A 19132-nucleotide genomic window follows, 5' to 3' on the forward strand; every position below is an offset into this window, starting at 1 on the left:
GCATGGGGCCGGAGTTCCGTCCGATGCTGCGCTTCTATGTGACCGGCGGTCAGGTGGACAACGAGCATACCGCGAAGGTTAACGGCACCCAGGACCAGCAGCTGGATTCACTGAACGTCGGTGGAATGTTTGAGGCGTGGTTCTGATGCGATAGCGTTGTCGAAGGCGCGTTCCCGGCTGGCGCTACGCTTAGCCGGGCTACGACTGAGGAGGCCTGCGGGATACCACCCGTAGGCCCGGCAAGCGCAGCGCCGCCGGGCGGTCAGGCGCCGTACCCGCGGTAGTGCCGGCTGGCAAAAGGCGAGCGGCCTTAAGCGGGTGGATTCACCTTCACTTTGGTCGCCACCAGCAACCCGGTAAACAGCATTAATATTCCTGACAACACCAGCGGCGACAGCAGCCCTAAGTGGTCGAGCGCAATACCGCCGACCGCGGCGCCGCAGGTGTTGGCCAGCTGGATCACCGCCACCTGAATCGACCCGGCTTTTTCCGCCTGATCGGAGAGCGAACGGGTGATCCACGTTGACCACCCAACCGGGATCAGCGCAAACGCGAAGCCCCAGATAATCGCCACCGTCGAGGCGACGATTTTGCTTTCTCCCCACAGCACCAGCGCCACCGCGCAGGCGGTCAGTACCAGTGGCGCGATCGCCAGCGCCGCTTTTACCGAACGCTTGAGAAGCACCGAGGAGAGCGAGGTGCCGATAAAGCTGGCGATACCAAAGCTCAGCAGCACCAGCGTCAGGCCGTCGACATCAAACCCGGCGAGGGTCATGTACACCGGACGTATATAGGTAAAGAAGGCGAACTGCCCGGCAAAGGCCATGAAAATGGCGCACATCCCGGCCATCACCCCCGGACGCTTCAACAGACCAAACATATTTTGCTGCTGAGAAGCCGATTCACCGGGCAGCGACGGCAGCGCTTTCAGCACCCAGAGCGTACACAGCACGCCCATCACCGCCGCGCCGTTAAAGACGTTGCGCCAGCCGATAAGCCCGCCAAGGAAACTGCCCAATGGGGCGGCGATCACCAGCGCGATTGATACCGCGCCGAAGATAATCGATAGCGCTTTCGGCACCACGCGCATCGGCACCAGCCGCATGGTCAGCGAGGCCGACATCGCCCAGAAACCGCCGAGCGCCAGGCCCAGACAGGCTCGTCCCAGCAGCAGCAGGGTGAAGCTATCGGCAAACGATACCAGCAGGCAGGAAAGGGTCAGCAGCAGCGAAAACAGGATCACCACGTAGCGGCGATCGGTTTTGCCAATGATGGAGGTGATAAACAGGCTGGAGAACATCGCTACGAATGCCGTCGTCGTCACCGACTGCCCGGCCATCCCTTCGGAGATGCCTAAATCCAGCGCCATCGGCGTCAGCAGACTGACCGGTAGAAATTCGACGGTAATCAGGCAGGCAACGCAGAAAGCAACCGCGAAAACCGCCGACCAGTTTGGTCGCACCAGCTCGCGTGCATGGGGTTTGGCTTCATTTGAATGACTCATGAGTGACCTGCGAAGAAAGTGGCTGAAAGCCGCGCAGTGTAACATTTTGTTTGTGACGAATTTAACGTTTTCGCAACTCTTCTCGCTTTTCATAAGAGGATGCGTAGCTGTTCGCATGTTTAAAAAAACGATGCTTGCTATCGCTTTTACAAATCTCAGGAGAATTTAATATAGCACCATGTGCTATACTTTTAACGACAGGATGTCAGCAATGCGTATCTTTAAAACCAAATGGTTTGCCAGAGAGGCTAGCTCTCATGGCATTTCCGACGACGAGCTCTATCAGGCAATTCAATCTGTGCTTCAGGGCAAGGTGGTTGATTTAGGAGGAGGGGTTTATAAAAAGCGACTCAACAAGAATCGCGATCGCGCAATCATCCTTACCAAAAGCGCAGGGCATTGGTTTTATGTCTTTCTGTACGCCAAACAGGATATGGCCAATATCAGCCATCGCGAATTAATGGGGTTTCGTGAGCTTGCAAAACACTATGCCAATCTCTCTGAAGAGAAAACGACGGCCTTAGTTAAAAGTAAAGAATTGGTGGAGATTTGCGATGACAGCAAAAAATAAATACAAAAGCCCGGCTTTCGAAGCGATCCATAGCGCTGCGTCGGGGCTATTCAGCGTTGGCGCAATCCCACAGGAAACAATGCGCCATTTTGATGAATCATGTCTCGGTAGCGTAGCCGCACTTCAACCCATTGAAATTAAAGCGCTACGTGAACAACTCAATGTTAGCCAACCCGTGTTCGCTCGTTATCTGAATACCAGTGTGTCTACCGTGCAAAAATGGGAGACTGGCGCTAAACGACCGAGCGGAATGTCATTAAAATTGCTTAGCGTCGTACAAAAACACGGCCTGAAAATCCTACTGTAGTTATTCTGCCGGATGGCGCTTACGCTTATCCGGCCTACAAGGAACGTAAGGGAGATATGGTTTTGAACCACAGGCCGGATAACAATGAGATCAGTGCAGCCAGTGCACGCCGTCTTCCGGGAGAAACAGATCGTTATAGCGCTGCTGTAGGTTATGCAAATCGCTTGCATCCGGATCCAGCTCGCGCAGAAACCCTTGCGCAAGACGAATTTGCGCGTCGGTAATCGGCGCCGCTAATCGCGCTTTTTGCATCAGGCGATACCAGTAATGCAGGTTTTTTTCGCTGGCATCGACAATCGCGACCTGCCAGATGAGCAGCACCTGCGCGGCGTTCTGCAGATGCGCTTCATTCGGCCGCTCCAGGTAGCGCAAAAACTCATTACCGGCGGTTTTTCCCAGCTGATCGATCATTGATTCCAGCGGAACAGGCGTAATGCCCAGGCGTTCGCTCAGGCGGCGGATCGCGCGGCGTGAATCAGAGGTAAGCACCCGAAATCCCACAACAAATACCACTACCAGGGTGGCCAGTCCTATCCAGATCATGCATCCTCTCATCCAATCGCGGCCTGACTATCATAATGGGAATTTGCCTGCTGTCGACTGTCGGACCTGGCATATTACGCAAGAAATAAAAAAGCCCGGCGCACTGGCCGGGCAAGGTTACCAAATACCTGGTGAATCAGGCAGTCTGCAAAATACGGTTCTTTTTCTCGCGGCGAATTTTACGCTCTTCAAAGATAGCCACGATGGCCATCAGGCAGATACAGCCGATGGCGGCGGCGTCCAGCGCCGCAAAGGTGCCGGCCCAGCCGGTCAGGCCGAAGACCGGCGTGCCGTCGGCGATCATCCCAAGACCCAGCTTGGCGAAGCTATCGCCGATCAGATAGGCGAAAGTGCCCTTGATTCCATCGGCGGCGCCGATCGCTTTTTTCGGCACAAAGCCGACAGCGGCGACGCCGATCAGCAGCTGCGGACCAAACACCAGGAAGCCCAGCGCAAACAACGAGGCCAGATAGACGTACTGGTTGCTGGCGTGTTGGTAAACCCCGAGGGTGGCGATAATCAGCGCCAGCGCGATGCAAGCCACCAGCGCGCGGCGGCCGTTGGCCAGATCCGACAACCAGCCCCACAGCAGCGTGCCGACCAGCGCGCCGACCTCAAACAGGGTAAAGCCCTGAATCGCCACCTCTTTAGACAGCTTCAGCTCCTGGAAGGCGTACACGGTGGACCACTGATCGATACCGATACGCACCACGTAGAGGAAGATGTTGGAGAAGCACAGCAGCCAGATCACTTTGTTTTTCAGCACGTACTCAACAAAGATCTGCCACTTGGTCATCGCATTTTCTTCGGTCTCTTTGTCCTCTTCGCTGATCGCTTCGCCAAACAGCTCTTCCGCCGTGCCGAGGCCATAGGATTCCGGCGAGTCGCTACCGTAGCGCAGGCCAATAAAGCCGACGATCAGCGCAATAATCGACGGGAAGATAAACATGCCGATCACATGGCCGTCGAACAGATAGTTGGCGCCAAACAACGCCACGCCCGCCGCGCCCGCGCCGCCGAGGTTGTGGGAGATATTCCAGAAGCCGAGGAAGGTGCCGCGTTTGCGTCTGGGCGTCCACTTGGTGATGGTGGAATAGCTGCACGAGCCGCCGGTGCTCTGGAAGAAGCCGCTCAGCGCATAGAAGGCGATCATCAGGAACAGGCTGGTTGAACCCGCCCCCATGCTGGCGCTAAAGCCCAGCATACAGATGGCGGAGAGGATCAGCATAAACGGCAGGAACTGCTTGGTATTTTTACCGTCGGCATAATAAGAGACCAGCGTCTTGCCCACGCCGTAGGTGATGGAAAAGCCCAGGCCAATCATCCCCAGCTGCGTCATGCTCAACCCATAGGTGGAGATCATGTCGTTCTGCGCGATGTTAAAGTTCTTGCGGATCAGGTACATGGTCAGGTAGCCGATGAAGACCACCAGATAGGACTGCATGAAAGGTTTGAACCACATTTTGCGCCGCACATCGAGCGGCAGATCCAGGGTCGGCTTGCGCACCTGATTCAGAAAGGCCAGCATGGGTATCTCCTGAGCTGATTTTTTATGCCTGCGTCATAACCAGGCATTGTAAGAACCCGCGCGCCGTCTGGCCTGAGACGACGTCCAGGTGAAACCAAGAAAATTTCTTAGTTTTGCCCCGTTCGCGGCCAAAGGGTGAACTACATCACGCTTCGCTGGCGGTACGCGGCGCCTGCGCGTTTAAAAACGGCAGCAGCAGCAGCGCGGAAATGCCGGCGGCAATCGCAATCACCACGAAGAATCCGGTCCAGTGCCAGATATCCATCACCTGCGCCAGCGGCCAGCCGGAAAGCGAGGCGCCAAGATAAGCGAACAGGCCGACAAACCCGGTTGCCGCCCCGGCGGCTTCTTTATGCGAACATTCCGCCGCCGCCATGCCGATCAGCATCTGCGGGCCGAAGACGAAGAACCCGGTGGTGAAGAAGCAGGCCGCCTGCATCACATAGCTGGCGAACGGCATCAGCCACAGGCCGCCAACCGACAGCAAAATTCCGGCGGCGAAGATCAGGTTCATTGGCCCACGGTTGCCGTTAAACAGCTTATCCGAGCCCCAGCCCGCCACCAGCGCGCCGATAAAACCGCCCAGCTCAAACATGGTCACCGCCGAGTTAGCGGTCACCAGATCGACGCCGAGCGTCTCCGACATATACAGATTACCCCAGTCGTTAATCGCCGCCCGCACCACGTACACCAGCACATAGCACAGCGACAGCAGCCAGATATAGGGATTGGCCAGCACGTAGCGGGTCAGGATCGCTTTGCGCGTCAGCCCGGCACCTTCCTGCTGCTGGGCGATTTCCAGCGCATCGTGACGCCAGTCGCCCACGGCGGGTAACCCCACCGCCTGCGGGCGATCGCGCAGCCGCCAGCACAGATACAGTCCGGCGAGGATCGCCAGACAGCCGGCAATCGTCATCCCCGCACGCCAGCCGTAATGCAGCGCCGCCGCCCCCACCACCATCGGGATCAGCGCGCCGCCGACGTTATGCGCGGTATTCCATAGCGCCCACCAGCCGCCGCGTTCGGTCCGCGAATACCAGGCCGTCAGCAGCCGGGCGCAGACCGGCGAGCCCCAGCCCTGGAAGAAGGCATTCAGCGCCCACAGCAGCGCGAAAGCCCACAGCGAGGTGGAAAAACCGAACAGAATATTCACCACCCCGGTAGCGATAAGCCCCAGCCCCATAAAATAGCGGGCGTCGGAGCGGTCGCTGACGATACCGGAGAAAAATTTCGACAGCCCGTAAGTGATGTAAAACAGCGTGGCCAGCAGGCCGATATCGCTGCGGGTCAGGACGTTGCTGGCGAGAATTTCAGGCACCGCGGCATTAAAGCTTTTGCGGGTGAAATAAAACAGCGCGTAGCCAAGCCAGATAGTGAGCAGAATATGTCGACGCCAGTAACGATAACGCTCGTCCAGCTCGCGTTTATCGCTAACTGGCGCGGCGTCCGGCGGCGCTTTTAAAAAGGCAAACATCGGCGCTCCTCTCAGGCGTAACGCAGCGGTAGATTGACGCACACGCGGGTACCGTGTGTGCAGGAGATAGTTAACGTACCGCCCAGCGCGGTCACACGTTCGCGCATGCCGGTCAGGCCGAACCCCTGCAGATTCGACCCCGGCGGCAGGCCGCAACCGTCATCTTCCAGCACCAGCATTAGTCGCTCATCCTGCTGCCAGCCCTGCAGGGTAACAGCGCTGGCGCTGGCGTGCTTGACGATATTATTCAGCCCCTCCTGGCAAACGCGAAACAGCGTCACACGCTGGTTCTCGCTCAGTCCCGCCTCGTTAATCCGCCAGTCGAGATGGCTGACAATGCCGCGGTCCTCCAGCTCCATCTCGCGCATCAACGAACGTACCGCCTGTTCAAGCGGCAGATCGTCAAGCTGGCGCGGACGCAGACGACCAAGCAGGCGGCGCACCGAGTCGTACACCCCCAGCGACAGCTGTTCTATCAGCTGGCCGCTCTGCCGTACGCTGGCGTTGTTTGGCGCCAGACGCTGCACGATCCCCGCCTGGGTGCGAATTGCCGTGATCGTCTGGCCGATATCATCATGGAGCTCGCGCGCCACGTCACGCCGCACGCTCTCTTCCGTTTCCAGCAGACGTTCCGCCAGCCGCCGATTTCGCGCCAGCTCGTTCTGTAGCGACAGGTTAAGCTCGCGCAATCGCTGGATCCCCGCGCCCAGCAGCAGCCCGGTGAGGCTCTGCGCCAGCAGCGAAAGCAATAGATCGACCGGGTGATCGTGCCAGGTCTGGCTGGCAATCAGCGCAATCGCGTTCATCAGGGTGGCGATCAGCGCCCCCTGCCAGCCGTAGTGCCAGGCGAGAGCGATAATCGGCAGCGCGAGGCAAAACGGGGTAAAGCGGGAGAGCTCGGCGGGCAGCCCAAGCTGCAGCCACAGGCTAATGGTGAATAACAGCAGGTACCAGATCAGATGCCGGCCGCGCCAGTTAATCGGCTGCGAGACCAGCGCGGGCCCCAGTGGCCGCCAGACGGTACTGGTAAGATAGTGCCAGATAACCAGGCAGGTCGGCGCCAGCGTCAGGCCGCCGGTTAGCGTTAACAGCAGGGCGGTCAATCCTTCGCTCCCTTGCGCCAGCCACGACAGCGATTGCAGCAGCGAGGCGGCGATCAGCGCCCCGCCCTGGCGCAGCAGCGTCAGCCAGTCGCGCTGATGGCGATAGCGAGAGATCAACGCCACCGGCAGCAGGGTCAGCAGACTTCCGGTCATCAAAATTATCGGGTGCGCCAGCGCCACTTCCTGCGCCAGCCAGAAGATAAGCAGCCACTCGGCTCCCAGCAGCACCGGCCAGTAGCCACGCGGGCATTGCAGCATCAGCCCTAAACGCAGGCCAAAGGGAAACAGCAGCACCGCTAAATCCGCACGCTCCACCAGATGCAGACTGATGCTCCACAGGCAGAACCAGGCTGCGGAGAAGATAAAGGCGCAGCCGATCACCGACAGCAATCGTGAGACGACAGCCTTCATTGCCAGCTATCGAACATGCGGCGCGCCAGCTCAACGTCGTTGCTGACGCCCAGTTTTTCCAGCAGGTTGGCGCGGTGAACGTGAACGGTTTTCGGCGACAGGCCGAGCTCGGCGGCAATCTCTTTCACCGCCATGCCCTGCGCTAGCTTTTCCGCCACCTGGCGTTCGCGTTTGGTGAGCGGATCCTGGCGCCCGGCGGCCAGCTTCATGGCGATATCCGGCGTGAGATAGCAACCACCCGCCGCCACCGTGCGGACCGCGGCAATCAGTTCATCCGGGCTGCAGCGTTTCGACAGGAAGCCGCGCGCGCCGGCGTTCAGCGCCTGCTCGATCAGCGCCGGGCTGTCGTGTACCGACAGCATGATGGTCGCCATCCCCTTCGGCAGCTGGCTGAGCAGCTCCAGCCCGGAAATATCTGGCATGGAGATATCGCAGATACAGACCTGTACGCCGCGCCCCGGTAGCCCTGTCAGCGCCTCGCGGCCGCTACCAAATTCAGCGACAACCTGAAAATCAGCTTCCAGCCCCAGTAGCTGAGCAAAACCGGAGCGGACAATCAAATGATCGTCAATAAGGGCGATGGTAGTCATGGTGTTTCCTGGTGCCTGAAAGCGCCGGATGGCGGCGTAAACGCCTTATCCGGCCTACGGATCCACTCCCTGTAGGCCGGATAAGCGCAGCGCCATCCGGCAAAGGCGCTTACCTTAACCATAAGCACCTTACCGTTCAAGCCTTGCGCGATTTACTCGAAGAACACCGCAATTTTGTTAAACATGGTGGGATCGGACTGGTTACGCGCCACTTTGGTGACATCTTCCAGCTTTTCAATCTGGCTAATCATCTGCCCCAATCGCTGGTCATCATTTACCAGCAGCCAGATGCGGCTGTGTTCGCTGCCCTGAATTGGCAGACAGAGAATGCCTTCGACGTTAAACGCCCGACGGGCAAATAGCCCGCAAACGTGGGTCATGACGCCGGGATGGTTACGGACGGTGAGTTCCAGAATGACGTTATCACATTGTTTTTGCATGGCTTATTCCCCCACCATTTCAGTATTGGCCGCACCCGGCGGTACCATCGGATACACTTTCTGCTGCGCGTCGATACGCACGTGGATCAACGCCGGCCCCGGACGGTCGATAATCGCCTGCAGCGCCGCCTGCGGATCGGCTTCGTTATTTAAATCACAGGTTTGCAGGCCAAAACCGGCGGCAATCTGCATAAAGTTAATCATCCCCGGATAGGTGGCGGCGAACACGCCCTGCTGATAGAACAGGCTCTGCTGCTGGTGCACCAGCCCCAGCGCTTCGTTGTTCAGCAGGATAATTTTGACATCCAGCTGATTTTCGGCGGCGGTGGCCATCTCCTGAATATTCATCATCAGGCTGCCGTCGCCGGAGAAGCAGATAACCTTGCGCTGCGGATTCGCCAGCGCCGCGCCGATGGCCGCCGGCAGGCCGAAGCCCATGGTGCCGAGGCCGCCGGAAGTCAGCCACTGGCGCGGACGGTTGAGCGGGTAGGCCTGCGCTGTCCACATCTGATGCTGACCCACATCGGTGGTGATGATCGCCTCATCGTCAACGCAGGCGGCCACGGCGTTAATCAGGCCGTAATGGGAGAGCGGGTCGCTTTCCTGCGGGATGGCGCAGGGGAATTCACGCTGCAAATCGGCCACCAGCTGGCGCCACTCGTCGCGCGGCTGCGCCTCAATCTGCGGGGTGAGCTGGGCTAAGACTTCCGCCACATCGCCCTGAATCGCGACGTGCGGTTGCTTGATTTTACCCAGCTCAGAGCGGTCGATATCGACGTGGATAATCTTCGCGTTCGGGCAGAACTGCTCGGTCTTGCCAATCGCCCGGTCATCAAAACGCGCGCCTAAAACAATCAGTAAATCCGCTTCCTGCAGAATAAAGTTGGTGCTGCGCGCGCCGTGCATGCCCAGCATCCCCAGCGACAACGGATGCGCCTTCGGCAGCATCCCCAGCGCCATCAAGGTCATGGTGGTCGGCAGGTTGGCTTTTTCCGCCAGCTGACGAATCGGCTGCGGCGCGTTAATCACCCCGCCGCCCAGATACAGTACCGGACGCTTCGCCGCGTTGATCATCGCCGCCGCCTCACGCACACTTTCAGGGGCGAATGCCGGTGCCGGGGCGCGCTCGCCCGGTTCTGGCAAGGTCTCCAGTTCAATAGTGGCCGCCTGTACGTCCTTAGGAATGTCTATCCACACCGGCCCGGGACGCCCGGACTGGGCAATACGGAAGGCGTCGCTGATCACCTGCGGCAGCTCGGCGATGTCGCGCACCAGGTAGTTATGCTTGGTGATGGGGATAGAGATGCCGTAGGTGTCCACTTCCTGGAAAGCGTCGGTGCCGATCATGGAGGCCGGCACCTGGCCGGTGATGCACACCAGCGGAATTGAATCGAGGCGGGCATCGGCGATGGCGGTAATCAGGTTGGTGGCGCCAGGGCCGCTACAGGCCATACAGACTGCGGGTTTACCTTCGGTTCGCGCCATCCCCTGAGCGATAAACCCCGCGCCCTGCTCGTGGCGCGCCAGGATGTGGCGGATCTGCGTGCTTTGGCTTAAGGCATCGTAGATAGGCAGGATAGAACCGCCCGGGATGCCGCTGACCATAGTGATGCCCTGGCGTTCCAGTAAATGAACAACCAGCTGCGCGCCGGTAAAGCGCATTGTGTTTGATGTGGTGCCCGAACTTGCCATGCTCCAGTCCTTTTATTCTGGGCCGACTTTACCGGGGGGCTCGCCAACAAAAAACCCCGCTCGGTTTGCGCCGGCGGGGTTTGGAATTCGTGTTGTTCCGGACCCTACGGCGCGTTGCCGACGACGACCACCACAGACACGACGACCACCGCGGCTGGCGCGGTTTTTAGTAGGGTCGAAGCGATCAGGGTTGCGTTCATTAGGGACCTGTTGTGTCGAAAAATAAGCTGAATTTATACAAACACAGGTTTTGCGATTTCACAATGGATTTATTTTCATCCACGATAATTTGCGTGAAAGATCACAATTCGGCGCAAAAGGGCAGAAAACAAAAAACCCCGCCGGAGCGAGGTTTTTATCAGCATGGTTACAGGTGGTAGCCGCAAGCACACTGTATTACGTCAACGCCAAAAGTATACGCGATCGCTGCAGTTCGCGCAATTTAAGGTCGGTTTTTCTCTGTCATAGAGTATGGATGAGAGGGGCGTATTTGTCCAAAAAAATACTGTTCATCCATACAGTATTTATCTATACTGGGTGTGTTCACTTTGTGCCATTCGGGGGCCGCAAGTTTGACCGGCGCAACGAAGTCCTGGCTGAAACGGGTGGTGCCGTCAGTGCCTTAACCCCGAGAGAGCACACTGTGTTACGTCAACAACGTGCAGTCACTGGCCCGCGCGGCAACGCGTGGCTCAGCGCTGCGCACCCCTGTCGTTGCAGGCGGCGGGCCGGGAAGCCGTTCATGGAAAGGATGAACTATCGGCCAGGGCAGACGCCGCCGGCGACAGGCAGGGATAAGCTGGCAACGGGCAGCGGAAAGGTACGTCAGCTTATTGTGCTCCTTAACCACAGGAGACGCGCGTATGGGCGGAATGGATATTATTATTTTAATCCTGAAACTCATGGTTGCTGTGTTGCAACTACTTGATGCAGTCCTGAAACAGTTCCGCTGATTCAGGTTCAAGTCGCACCTGAGGGGGGCGGGAAACCGCCCCCCTGCAGGCGCCCGCCGGGCGTCCCGGGATGACTTGATGGAGGAAACTATGCCACCCCTGTTAATTGCCGCCACAACGCCGGACGATCCGGGGTTCGTTGCGCTGCGCACTGAAAGCCTTGAACAGCATTTCAACATGCTGCGCCGCCTGGCGGAAAACTGGCAGAGCGGCAAAAACCGCTTTAACGCGCCGGGCGAAACGCTGCTGGGCGCCTTCGTCAACCACCAGCTGGTAGGGGTATGCGGCATCAATAGCGATCCCTTCAGTCCGCAGCCGCGGGTTGGGCGCATTCGCCATCTCTACATTAGCGAACGTTACCGTCGCCGGGGCATCGGCCAGCAGCTGCTGGTCTCGGTCATTACCCACTCCAGCGCCTGGTTCGATTTTCTTAACACCCATGCCCCGGCGCAGGCCTGGCCCTTTTATGAAAGGCTTGGTTTTCGCCCGGTGTACGATGAACCGCGGGTGACACATCGCCTGTTTTGTTCGCTTTAACCCCCCCGCTGGCAGGCAGCGCGCGCGCGTGTTACATTCCTGTGACCTTCACTGTTGAACCTGTCTGCGATGACCCTCACCGTATTCTGCATTTTGCTGTTCGCCGCCCTGCTGCACGCCAGCTGGAACGCTATCGTCAAAGCCAGCGGCGATAAAATGTACGCGGCGATCGGCGTCAGCGGTTCGGCCGCGCTGATCGCCCTGGTGATGCTGCCCTTTGCCCCGCAGCCCGCGCTTGCCAGCGCCCCCTATCTGCTGGCGTCGTGCGCATTACAGGTGGTGTATACGGTGCTGGTGGCGAAGACCTATCAGGTGTCGGATATGAGCCAGACCTATCCGCTGATGCGCGGCACCGCGCCGCTGCTGGTCGCGGCTATCAGCGTGATATTTCTCGGCGATCGCTTATCGCCGCTGGCCTGGCTGGGCATCGGCGTTATCTGCCTGGCGATTCTGGCGATGGCCTTTCACGGCCGCGTCAGCTCCCGCAAAGGCATCGTGCTGGCGCTCATCAACGCCTGCTTTATCGCGGGATATACACTGGTGGACGGCACCGGCGTCCGGCTGGCGGGCTCGGCGCTAGGCTACACCCTGTGGACCTTTTTTATGAACGGTTTCTGCCTGCTGTGCTGGGCCATGGTGGCGCGACGGCGAGAGGCCAGTCGTTATTTACGTCAGCACTGGAAAAAGGGCATCCTCGGCGGTGTCGGCACCATGGGCTCCTACGGCCTGGCGCTATGGGCGATGACCCAGGCCCCGCTGGCGGTGGTCGCCGCGCTACGTGAAACCTCCATTCTGTTCGGCGCGCTGATCGCCTTTATCGTTCTGAAAGAACAACTGATGCCGCTGCGCATCGTGGCCGCCTGCGGGATTGCCGCCGGGGCGATCCTCCTGCGCCTGGCGTAGCCTGAAATGGCAACATTAGTTGCCGTTCCTGTTTACATAATCTGCCTGGAATTCCCTCAACAATCGGCGCTTTGCAGTTGTCCTGTCATTTTAATATGGTAGATTCCTCCATCGTTTACGGGATGTGCCAGTCACATATTCTTTATTTCTCTTTACTCGCAAAGTATTCATCGACATGAAACGGCATAAGAACTTCAATTTGTTGTTGATGCTGGTACTGCTGGTGGCCGTCGGCCAGATGGCGCAGACCATTTATATTCCGGCTATTGCCGACATGGCGGTCGCGCTGAACGTCCGCGAAGGGGCGGTACAAAGCGTGATGGCGGCCTATCTGCTGACCTACGGTATTTCACAGCTGTTCTACGGCCCGCTCTCCGACCGCGTGGGCCGCCGTCCGGTGATCCTCGTCGGGATGTCGATTTTTATGCTGGCGACGCTGGTAGCTATTACCACCCATAGCCTGCCGGTGCTGATCGCCGCCAGCGCCATGCAAGGGATGGGTACGGGGGTCGGCGGCGTGATGGCGCGCACCCTGCCCCGCGACCTGTACGAAGGCGCGCAGCTGCGTCATGCCAATAGCCTGTTAAATATGGGTATTCTGGTCAGCCCGCTGATTGCGCCGCTGCTCGGCGGCATCCTCGACACCCTGTGGAGCTGGCGCGCCTGCTACGCCTTCTTGCTGGTGCTGTGCGCGGGCGTGACCTTCAGCATGGCGAAGTGGATGCCGGAAACGCGCCCGGAAGGGGCGCCACGCACCAAACTCCTGACCAGCTACAAAACGCTGTTCGGTACCGGGGCGTTTAACTGCTATCTGCTGATGCTGATCGGCGGCCTGGCCGGGATTGCGGTGTTCGAAGCCTGTTCCGGGGTGCTGATGGGCGCGGTGCTCGGCCTGAGCAGCATGGCGGTGAGTATTCTGTTTATTCTGCCGATCCCGGCGGCGTTCTTCGGCGCGTGGTTTGCCGGCCGGCCGAACAAGCGTTTCCCGACGCTGATGTGGCAGTCGGTGATCTGCTGCCTGCTGGCAGGTTTGATGATGTGGATCCCTGGACTGCTGGGCATCATGACCGTCTGGACCCTGCTGGTGCCGGCGGCGCTGTTCTTCTTCGGCGCCGGGATGTTATTCCCGCTGGCCACCAGCGGCGCGATGGAGCCGTTCCCGTTTCTCGCCGGTACCGCCGGGGCCCTGGTGGGCGGCTTGCAGAATATCGGCTCCGGCGTGCTGGCCTGGCTGTCGGCGATGATGCCGCAAACCGGTCAGGGCAGCCTCGGCCTGCTGATGATGCTGATGGGCCTGTTGATTCTGCTGTGCTGGCTGCCGCTGGCCTCGCGCTTCACCCACCATCAGCAGCCGGTATAAGCGCGGCGGTCGTTCCCCGGATGGCGGCTGACGCCTTATCCGGGCTACCGGACTGTAGGCCCGCGCAAGCGCAGCGCCGCCGGGCGATTATCAGGCACCGAGCCGTTGCTCACCTCTTTTCAGGTCAGGCTATGCAGCCACTCGATAAAGGCGTCGATTTTCGGCCACTGACGGCCCGGCAGGGTCGTCACGTAATAATGCTGATGGCATTTCAGCGTCATGTCGCCAAAAGGCGCAATCAGCTCGCCGCTCTCCAGCCGCTTCTGCACCAGCCGTTTACGCCCCATCGCTACCCCCACATGATTCATCGCCGCAATCACCGCTAAATCAGAACGATCGAAGCCAATGCCCGACGATTGCGGCAATTCAATTCCAAATTGCTGTGCCCAACTGAACCATTCATCGGTGCCGGAATCATTGCTCCATGCCTGGCGATCGTGAAGCAGCGTACAGTGGCGCAGATTGGCAGGATTTGACGTTAACTGCAGCTGGCGGGCGTAATTCGGCGTACATACCGGCACGATCGCCTCATCCATCAGAAAATGATGGCTCAGCTGCGACGACGGCGCATCATCAAAATAGATTGCCAGATCGATACCCGCCCGCTGCAGGTTGACGTTATCGTTGCCGGTCAGCACAGTCAGCGAGATGGCCGGGTAGCGGTGAGTGAAATCCCCCAGCGCCGGCACCAGCCAGCATTGGGCTATCGACGGGCGCGAATAGACCGTCAGGCTGCCAGAGAGCTCCTGGTTTTTGATGTCCAGAATCTCCTGATTGAGGCCATCCAGCGACGACTTCAGCGCCCAGTAAACGCGCTTCCCTTCTCGCGTCAGCTCCACTTTGCGGTGCGAGCGGACAAAGAGCTGGATCCCCAGCTCCTCTTCCAGCTGATTAATCCGGTGACTGACGGCGCTTGGGGTGAGCGCAAGCTCGTCTGCGGCCAGGGCGAACGACTCGTGCCGCGCCGCCACCTCAAACGTCGACAACCTGGAGAGTTGCCAGCCGTTGAGCAACCGGGTACCTAAGGTTTTGAGTAAATCCATTATGCGCTCCTGGCAAAAAAGGGATCTGGATGATAAAAAAATAACGCCAAAACTTCCGCTCAAGGATGAATTAATTTGACCCATAGCATATTCATAGGTCGCTTTTAGAGCTAAATCACCTTTTTGATTCAATTTGGCTCACCTGAAAGGCCATTTATATCGTTTGTCAGCCCATGCCGAGTTTCTGTTCAATAACCACACGTTACTTACGGCGAGGTGGGGTATGGAATCGCAAATCTGGGTTGTGAGCACGCTGCTGATTAGCATCGTGTTAATCGTCTTAACGATCGTCAAACTGAAGTTTCATCCGTTTCTGGCGCTGCTGCTGGCGAGCTTTTTCGTCGGGGCGATGATGGGGATGGGCCCGCTGGAGATGGTCAACGCCATTGAGAGCGGCATCGGCGGCACGCTGGGCTTCCTGGCGGCGGTGATCGGTCTCGGTACCATCCTCGGCAAGATGATGGAAGTCTCCGGCGCGGCGGAGCGCATCGGCCTGACGCTGCAGCGCTGCCGCTGGCTGTCGGCGGACGTGATTATGGTGCTGGTCGGCCTGATCTGCGGTATTACCCTGTTTGTCGAAGTCGGCGTGGTGCTGCTGATCCCGCTGGCGTTCTCCATCGCTAAAAAAACCAATACCTCGCTGCTGAAGCTGGCTATTCCGCTGTGTACGGCCCTGATGGCGGTGCATTGCGTGGTGCCGCCGCATCCGGCTGCGCTGTTCGTGGCGAATAAACTGGGCGCCGATATCGGGACGGTTATCGTCTATGGCCTGCTGGTCGGTCTGATCGCCTCGCTGGTCGGCGGCCCGCTGTTCCTCAGGCTGCTCGGCAACCGCCTGCCGTTTAAACCTGTGCCAGCCGAGTTTTCCAACCTCGACGTACGCGAAGAATCGACGCTGCCCTCGCTCGGCGCTACGCTATTTACCGTGTTGTTACCGATTGGGCTGATGCTGGTGAAAACCGTCGCTGAACTGAATATGGCGCAAGGCGGCACGCTGTATACAGTGCTGGAATTTATCGGCAACCCCATCACCGCGATGTTTATTGCCGTCTTTGTCGCTTATTACATTCTCGGTATTCGTCGGCAGATGGGGATGGGCGTCCTGCTGACTCATACTGAAAACGGCTTTGGGTCGATCGCCAACATTCTGCTGATTATCGGCGCCGGCGGCGCGTTCAACGCGATTTTGAAATCCAGCGGCCTGGCCGATAGCCTGGCGGTGATCCTCTCGAATCTGCATATGCATCCGATTTTGCTGGCCTGGCTGGTGGCGCTTATCCTGCACGCCGCCGTCGGCTCCGCTACCGTGGCGATGATGGGCGCTACCGCCATCGTTGCGCCGATGCTGCCGCTTTATCCTGGCGTAAGCCCGGAGATCATCGCCATTGCCATCGGTTCCGGCGCCATTGGCTGCACGATCGTCACCGATTCCCTGTTCTGGCTGGTAAAACAGTACTGCGGCGCCAGCCTCAGCGAAACGTTCAAGTACTACACGACAGCGACATTTATCGCTTCTTTACTTGCACTCGCCGCCACCTTCCTGCTTTCTTTCATCATCTAAGCGAACGAGACGTAATATGAAACACGCTGACCTGACCACCTTAACCGCAACCTTCCCGCTTGTGCAGGATCTGATCGCCCTGAAAGAAACCACCTGGTTTAACCCGGCCACCACCACCCTGGCGCAAGGGTTACCTTACGTCGGTCTGACCGCCGACGATGTGCAAGACGCCCATGCCCGCCTTCAGCGCTTCGCGCCCTATCTGGCGGAAGCTTTCCCGGAAACGGCCGCCAGCGGCGGGATTATCGAATCGGAAGTGGTTGCCATTCCGGCAATGAAACGCAGCCTTGAGCAAAAGTTCGGCCAGCCGATTAGCGGCGATCTGCTGCTGAAAAAAGACAGCCACCTGCCGATTTCGGGTTCCATTAAGGCGCGTGGCGGGATTTATGAAGTGCTGACCCATGCGGAAAAGCTGGCGCTGGAGGCCGGACTGCTCACCACCGCAGATGATTATCGCAAATTGCTGACACCGGAATTTAAACAGTTCTTCAGCCAGTACAGCATCGCTGTCGGCTCCACCGGCAACCTCGGGATGTCGATCGGCATCATGAGCGCGCGCATCGGCTTTAAGGTTACGGTACATATGTCGGCGGATGCCCGGGCGTGGAAAAAAGCCAAACTGCGCAGCCACGGCGTGACGGTCATTGAGTACGAAGAGGACTACGGCGTCGCCGTCGAACAGGGGCGCAAGGCAGCGGAATCCGACCCGAACTGCTTTTTCATTGATGATGAAAACTCGCGCACGCTGTTCCTCGGCTATGCCGTAGCCGGCGAGCGCCTGAAGGCGCAGTTTGCCAAAGCAGGGCGCGTGGTCGATGCCGATCACCCGCTGTTCGTCTACCTGCCGTGCGGCGTTGGCGGCGGCCCCGGCGGCGTGGCATTCGGCCTGAAGCTGGCCTTCGGCGACCACGTTCACTGCCTGTTCGCCGAACCGACCCACTCGCCCTGCATGCTGCTCGGCGTCTATACCGGGCTCCACGACCAGATAGCGGTGCAGGATTTAGGCATTGATAACCTGACCGCCGCCGACGGTCTGGCGGTCGGCCGGGCGTCCGGGTTCGTTGGCCGGGCAATGGAGCGCCTGCTCGACGGGTTCTATACCCTTGATGATCAGACGATGTACGACATGCTGGGCTGGCTGGCGACAGCGGAAAACATTCGCCTTGAACCGTCCGCGCTGGCCGGAATGGCCGGGCCGCAGCGGGTCTGCGCCAGCCAGGCGTACCATCAGCTACAAGGTCTGAGTGAGCAACAGCTGCAGCAGGCCACCCACCTGGTGTGGGCCACCGGCGGCGGCATGGTGCCGGAAGAGGAGATGGCGCAGTATCTTGCGAAGGGGCGCTAATCTTCAGCGCAGCAGCGGCATCAGCGCCTCTGGCGGCCGCTGCTGTCGGCGCAGGTCCCGCATCACTCGCATATAGGGCCCGCTAAGATCGTAGAACTGCCGGTAACCCGCGCACAGCGGGTCTTCCTGTTCGCCGCAGCGGCACAGGCGCAGCCACGGGCAGCCGTAGCAGGTGCTGTTGGCCGCTGGCGCGCCTGGCTGGGTCAGCGTCTCGCCGCACCAGGCGCTCAGCGTCTCACTAAACAGCAAAATATTGATGCGCCCAATATCTTCCCGCACCCAGCGGTGAAAGACAGTGCAGAGAAACTCCCCCCAGAGCGCGGCGTCGCCGGCCGCCAGCTGCGGAATAAAATGGATAGCGGTGAGCCCCTGTTGACGCAGTTGTGCATAGAACGCCTGCGGCTGATGGCAATGATGCGCCTCCACCACGACAGCCTGAAAGGGTGTGTCATGTTGCTGGCCGGGGGCATGAGTGAGAGGCAAATTCGCCGGACATCCTGTCATGACATATCCCTAATGAATAAAACGATCGGTTGAAGGTGAGTAACAGCAAACAGGAATGCCAGAGAAAGTACTGCGAGTGCGATCAAAAATTTGTCACGAACCGCCCGCGGCTGAAAAAAATCGCTGTCATCGACGTCCATCAGATGACGACGGCGGGTATAGCCCCAGAGGATCACCGCCACTATCGCCAACACGCCGATCGACAGCCAGAACGGCAGGCCGGCGCGGTGCCAGCTGTGTTTAATCGCCAGCGCCATCAGCGCGCCATAGCCCAACAGAGTGCGAAACCAGGCCAGCGAGGTGCGCTCTGGCTGTAGTCCCGGATCGCCTTCCCGCCGCGCCCGGCGTTTATCCGCCATACACCACCAGCAGCATCACCGCGGCCACCACCGCCAACAGCAGGATGCTAATCACCAGCAGCGTGCGGGTATAGGGAAGGTCCTGTTTCAGACGCATCGCTTTCTCGTTATTCAGCCAGCGCAGATAGCCATAGATGGCCATGCCGCCGGCAAAGAGACACAGCAGCAGGGCAAGAATTTCACGGATCAGCGGCGTGGCAAAGTCCGGCGCTAACTGGTCAAGGCCGACGCCGGCGGCGAGAAAACCGAGCGCCGTGCGGATCCACGCCAGAAAGGTGCGTTCGTTAGCCAGCGAAAAGCGGTAATCCGGCGCTTCGCCGAGGCGGGAGATTTTCATTACAGTTCCTTGTTCATCGCGCTGCAGGCTTCAGCATAGCGTAAATCAGGAACCGGGGAGAAGAACC

General features: G+C 59.1%; 23 protein-coding genes and 1 pseudogene. 10 read left to right on the top strand and 14 right to left on the bottom strand.

Going from position 1 to position 19132, the window contains the following annotated elements; all coding sequences use genetic code 11:
• A partial coding sequence (locus AS136_RS27970) for a carbohydrate porin (RefSeq protein WP_004197261.1) occupies positions 1 to 146 on the top strand: 146 nt, incomplete at its 5' end.
• 164 nt (positions 147 to 310) lie between these two features.
• Here the strand turns inward: AS136_RS27970 and nepI are convergent.
• Positions 311 to 1504 carry a purine ribonucleoside efflux pump NepI gene (gene nepI / locus AS136_RS23370; RefSeq protein ID WP_023323408.1) on the bottom strand — a complete coding sequence of 398 codons (1194 nt, stop codon included), beginning with the start codon at positions 1502 to 1504 and terminating at the stop codon, positions 311 to 313.
• Between the two features lie 211 nt (positions 1505 to 1715).
• Here nepI and AS136_RS23375 point away from each other — a divergent pair, with 211 nt between their 5' ends.
• Both AS136_RS23375 and AS136_RS23380 read left to right on the top strand, forming a co-directional pair.
• Positions 1716 to 2075, top strand: a complete 360-nt coding sequence (locus AS136_RS23375; protein ID WP_023323409.1) for a type II toxin-antitoxin system RelE/ParE family toxin — start codon at positions 1716 to 1718, stop codon at positions 2073 to 2075.
• The gene (locus tag AS136_RS23380; protein WP_004173862.1) at positions 2059 to 2382 is read left to right on the top strand and encodes a helix-turn-helix domain-containing protein; all 324 of its coding nucleotides are present in this window, start codon (positions 2059 to 2061) and stop codon (positions 2380 to 2382) included. The genes AS136_RS23375 and AS136_RS23380 overlap by 17 nt, the downstream gene beginning before the upstream one ends.
• Positions 2383 to 2472: 90 nt before the next feature.
• Here AS136_RS23380 and AS136_RS23385 read toward each other — a convergent pair whose 3' ends face one another.
• From AS136_RS23385 to ivbL, 8 genes are all read right to left on the bottom strand, one after another.
• Positions 2473 to 2925, bottom strand: coding sequence for a DUF1198 domain-containing protein (locus AS136_RS23385; RefSeq protein ID WP_023323410.1), 453 nt, complete (start codon positions 2923 to 2925; stop codon positions 2473 to 2475).
• Between the two features lie 136 nt (positions 2926 to 3061).
• Entirely contained in the window at positions 3062 to 4453 is a 1392-nt protein-coding gene (uhpT, locus tag AS136_RS23390; protein ID WP_004202242.1) for a hexose-6-phosphate:phosphate antiporter, read from the bottom strand.
• Between the two features lie 145 nt (positions 4454 to 4598).
• Complete coding sequence (gene uhpC, locus AS136_RS23395; protein ID WP_012967017.1) at positions 4599 to 5927, bottom strand: MFS transporter; 1329 nt, start codon at positions 5925 to 5927, stop codon at positions 4599 to 4601.
• A gap of 11 nt (positions 5928 to 5938) precedes the next feature.
• Positions 5939 to 7420 carry a signal transduction histidine-protein kinase/phosphatase UhpB gene (gene uhpB, locus AS136_RS23400; protein WP_162823418.1) on the bottom strand — a complete coding sequence of 494 codons (1482 nt, stop codon included), beginning with the start codon at positions 7418 to 7420 and terminating at the stop codon, positions 5939 to 5941.
• 17 nt (positions 7421 to 7437) lie between these two features.
• Positions 7438 to 8031, bottom strand: a complete 594-nt coding sequence (uhpA, locus tag AS136_RS23405) for a transcriptional regulator UhpA (RefSeq protein ID WP_002923282.1) — start codon at positions 8029 to 8031, stop codon at positions 7438 to 7440.
• Positions 8032 to 8183: 152 nt separating this feature from the next.
• A complete protein-coding gene (gene ilvN, locus AS136_RS23410) occupies positions 8184 to 8471 on the bottom strand; it encodes an acetolactate synthase small subunit (protein WP_002923283.1) in 288 nt (95 codons plus the stop codon).
• Between the two features lie 3 nt (positions 8472 to 8474).
• Positions 8475 to 10163 (bottom strand): acetolactate synthase large subunit, encoded by a 1689-nt coding sequence (gene ilvB / locus AS136_RS23415; RefSeq protein WP_023323411.1) that lies wholly within the window; start codon positions 10161 to 10163, stop codon positions 8475 to 8477.
• Between the two features lie 104 nt (positions 10164 to 10267).
• Positions 10268 to 10363 carry an ilvB operon leader peptide IvbL gene (ivbL, locus tag AS136_RS27465; protein WP_002923286.1) on the bottom strand — a complete coding sequence of 32 codons (96 nt, stop codon included), beginning with the start codon at positions 10361 to 10363 and terminating at the stop codon, positions 10268 to 10270.
• A gap of 12 nt (positions 10364 to 10375) precedes the next feature.
• On the opposite strand from ivbL, the gene AS136_RS28880 reads away from it, so the two are divergent.
• The 5 genes from AS136_RS28880 (at position 10376) to emrD (ending at position 13916) form a co-directional block, all read left to right on the top strand.
• Positions 10376 to 10543: a hypothetical protein gene (locus AS136_RS28880; RefSeq protein WP_162550490.1), complete on the top strand. Its 168-nt coding sequence runs from the start codon at positions 10376 to 10378 to the stop codon at positions 10541 to 10543.
• Between the two features lie 453 nt (positions 10544 to 10996).
• A complete protein-coding gene (tisB, locus tag AS136_RS23420) occupies positions 10997 to 11116 on the top strand; it encodes a type I toxin-antitoxin system toxin TisB (protein ID WP_004145059.1) in 120 nt (39 codons plus the stop codon).
• Between the two features lie 90 nt (positions 11117 to 11206).
• The gene (locus tag AS136_RS23425; protein WP_012540266.1) at positions 11207 to 11653 is read left to right on the top strand and encodes a GNAT family N-acetyltransferase; all 447 of its coding nucleotides are present in this window, start codon (positions 11207 to 11209) and stop codon (positions 11651 to 11653) included.
• Positions 11654 to 11722: 69 nt separating this feature from the next.
• Positions 11723 to 12556, top strand: a complete 834-nt coding sequence (locus AS136_RS23430) for a DMT family transporter (protein ID WP_008806761.1) — start codon at positions 11723 to 11725, stop codon at positions 12554 to 12556.
• Positions 12557 to 12731: 175 nt separating this feature from the next.
• On the top strand, positions 12732 to 13916 hold the full coding sequence (emrD, locus tag AS136_RS23435) for a multidrug efflux MFS transporter EmrD (protein WP_012540264.1): 1185 nt from the start codon (positions 12732 to 12734) through the stop codon (positions 13914 to 13916).
• 119 nt (positions 13917 to 14035) lie between these two features.
• Here emrD and dsdC read toward each other — a convergent pair whose 3' ends face one another.
• Positions 14036 to 14959, bottom strand: coding sequence for a DNA-binding transcriptional regulator DsdC (gene dsdC / locus AS136_RS23440; RefSeq protein ID WP_023323412.1), 924 nt, complete (start codon positions 14957 to 14959; stop codon positions 14036 to 14038).
• A pseudogene (locus tag AS136_RS28885) lies at positions 14959 to 15091 on the bottom strand (hypothetical protein). Before AS136_RS28885 ends, dsdC begins: the two are co-directional and overlap by 1 nt.
• Positions 15092 to 15182: 91 nt before the next feature.
• On the opposite strand from AS136_RS28885, the gene dsdX reads away from it, so the two are divergent.
• Together dsdX and dsdA are read left to right on the top strand one after the other, a co-directional pair.
• Positions 15183 to 16520, top strand: coding sequence for a D-serine transporter DsdX (gene dsdX, locus AS136_RS23445; protein WP_022064564.1), 1338 nt, complete (start codon positions 15183 to 15185; stop codon positions 16518 to 16520).
• A 16-nt stretch (positions 16521 to 16536) separates the two neighbouring features.
• Positions 16537 to 17865 (top strand): D-serine ammonia-lyase, encoded by a 1329-nt coding sequence (gene dsdA, locus AS136_RS23450; RefSeq protein WP_012967013.1) that lies wholly within the window; start codon positions 16537 to 16539, stop codon positions 17863 to 17865.
• Between the two features lie 3 nt (positions 17866 to 17868).
• On the opposite strand, the gene AS136_RS23455 is transcribed toward dsdA, so the two are convergent.
• The 3 genes from AS136_RS23455 to AS136_RS23465 all read right to left on the bottom strand — a co-directional run bounded on the left by AS136_RS23455 (position 17869) and on the right by AS136_RS23465 (position 19065).
• A complete protein-coding gene (locus AS136_RS23455; RefSeq protein ID WP_029602573.1) occupies positions 17869 to 18291 on the bottom strand; it encodes a radical SAM protein in 423 nt (140 codons plus the stop codon).
• A 74-nt stretch (positions 18292 to 18365) separates the two neighbouring features.
• Entirely contained in the window at positions 18366 to 18728 is a 363-nt protein-coding gene (locus tag AS136_RS23460) for a DUF202 domain-containing protein (protein WP_012967012.1), read from the bottom strand.
• Positions 18718 to 19065, bottom strand: a complete 348-nt coding sequence (locus AS136_RS23465) for a YidH family protein (RefSeq protein WP_002923305.1) — start codon at positions 19063 to 19065, stop codon at positions 18718 to 18720. The genes AS136_RS23460 and AS136_RS23465 overlap by 11 nt, the downstream gene beginning before the upstream one ends.
• Positions 19066 to 19132: the final 67 nt, after the last annotated feature.

It is taken from the genome of Klebsiella sp. D5A (assembly GCF_001620885.1).
Taxonomy (GTDB): Bacteria; Pseudomonadota; Gammaproteobacteria; order Enterobacterales; family Enterobacteriaceae; genus Klebsiella; species Klebsiella variicola.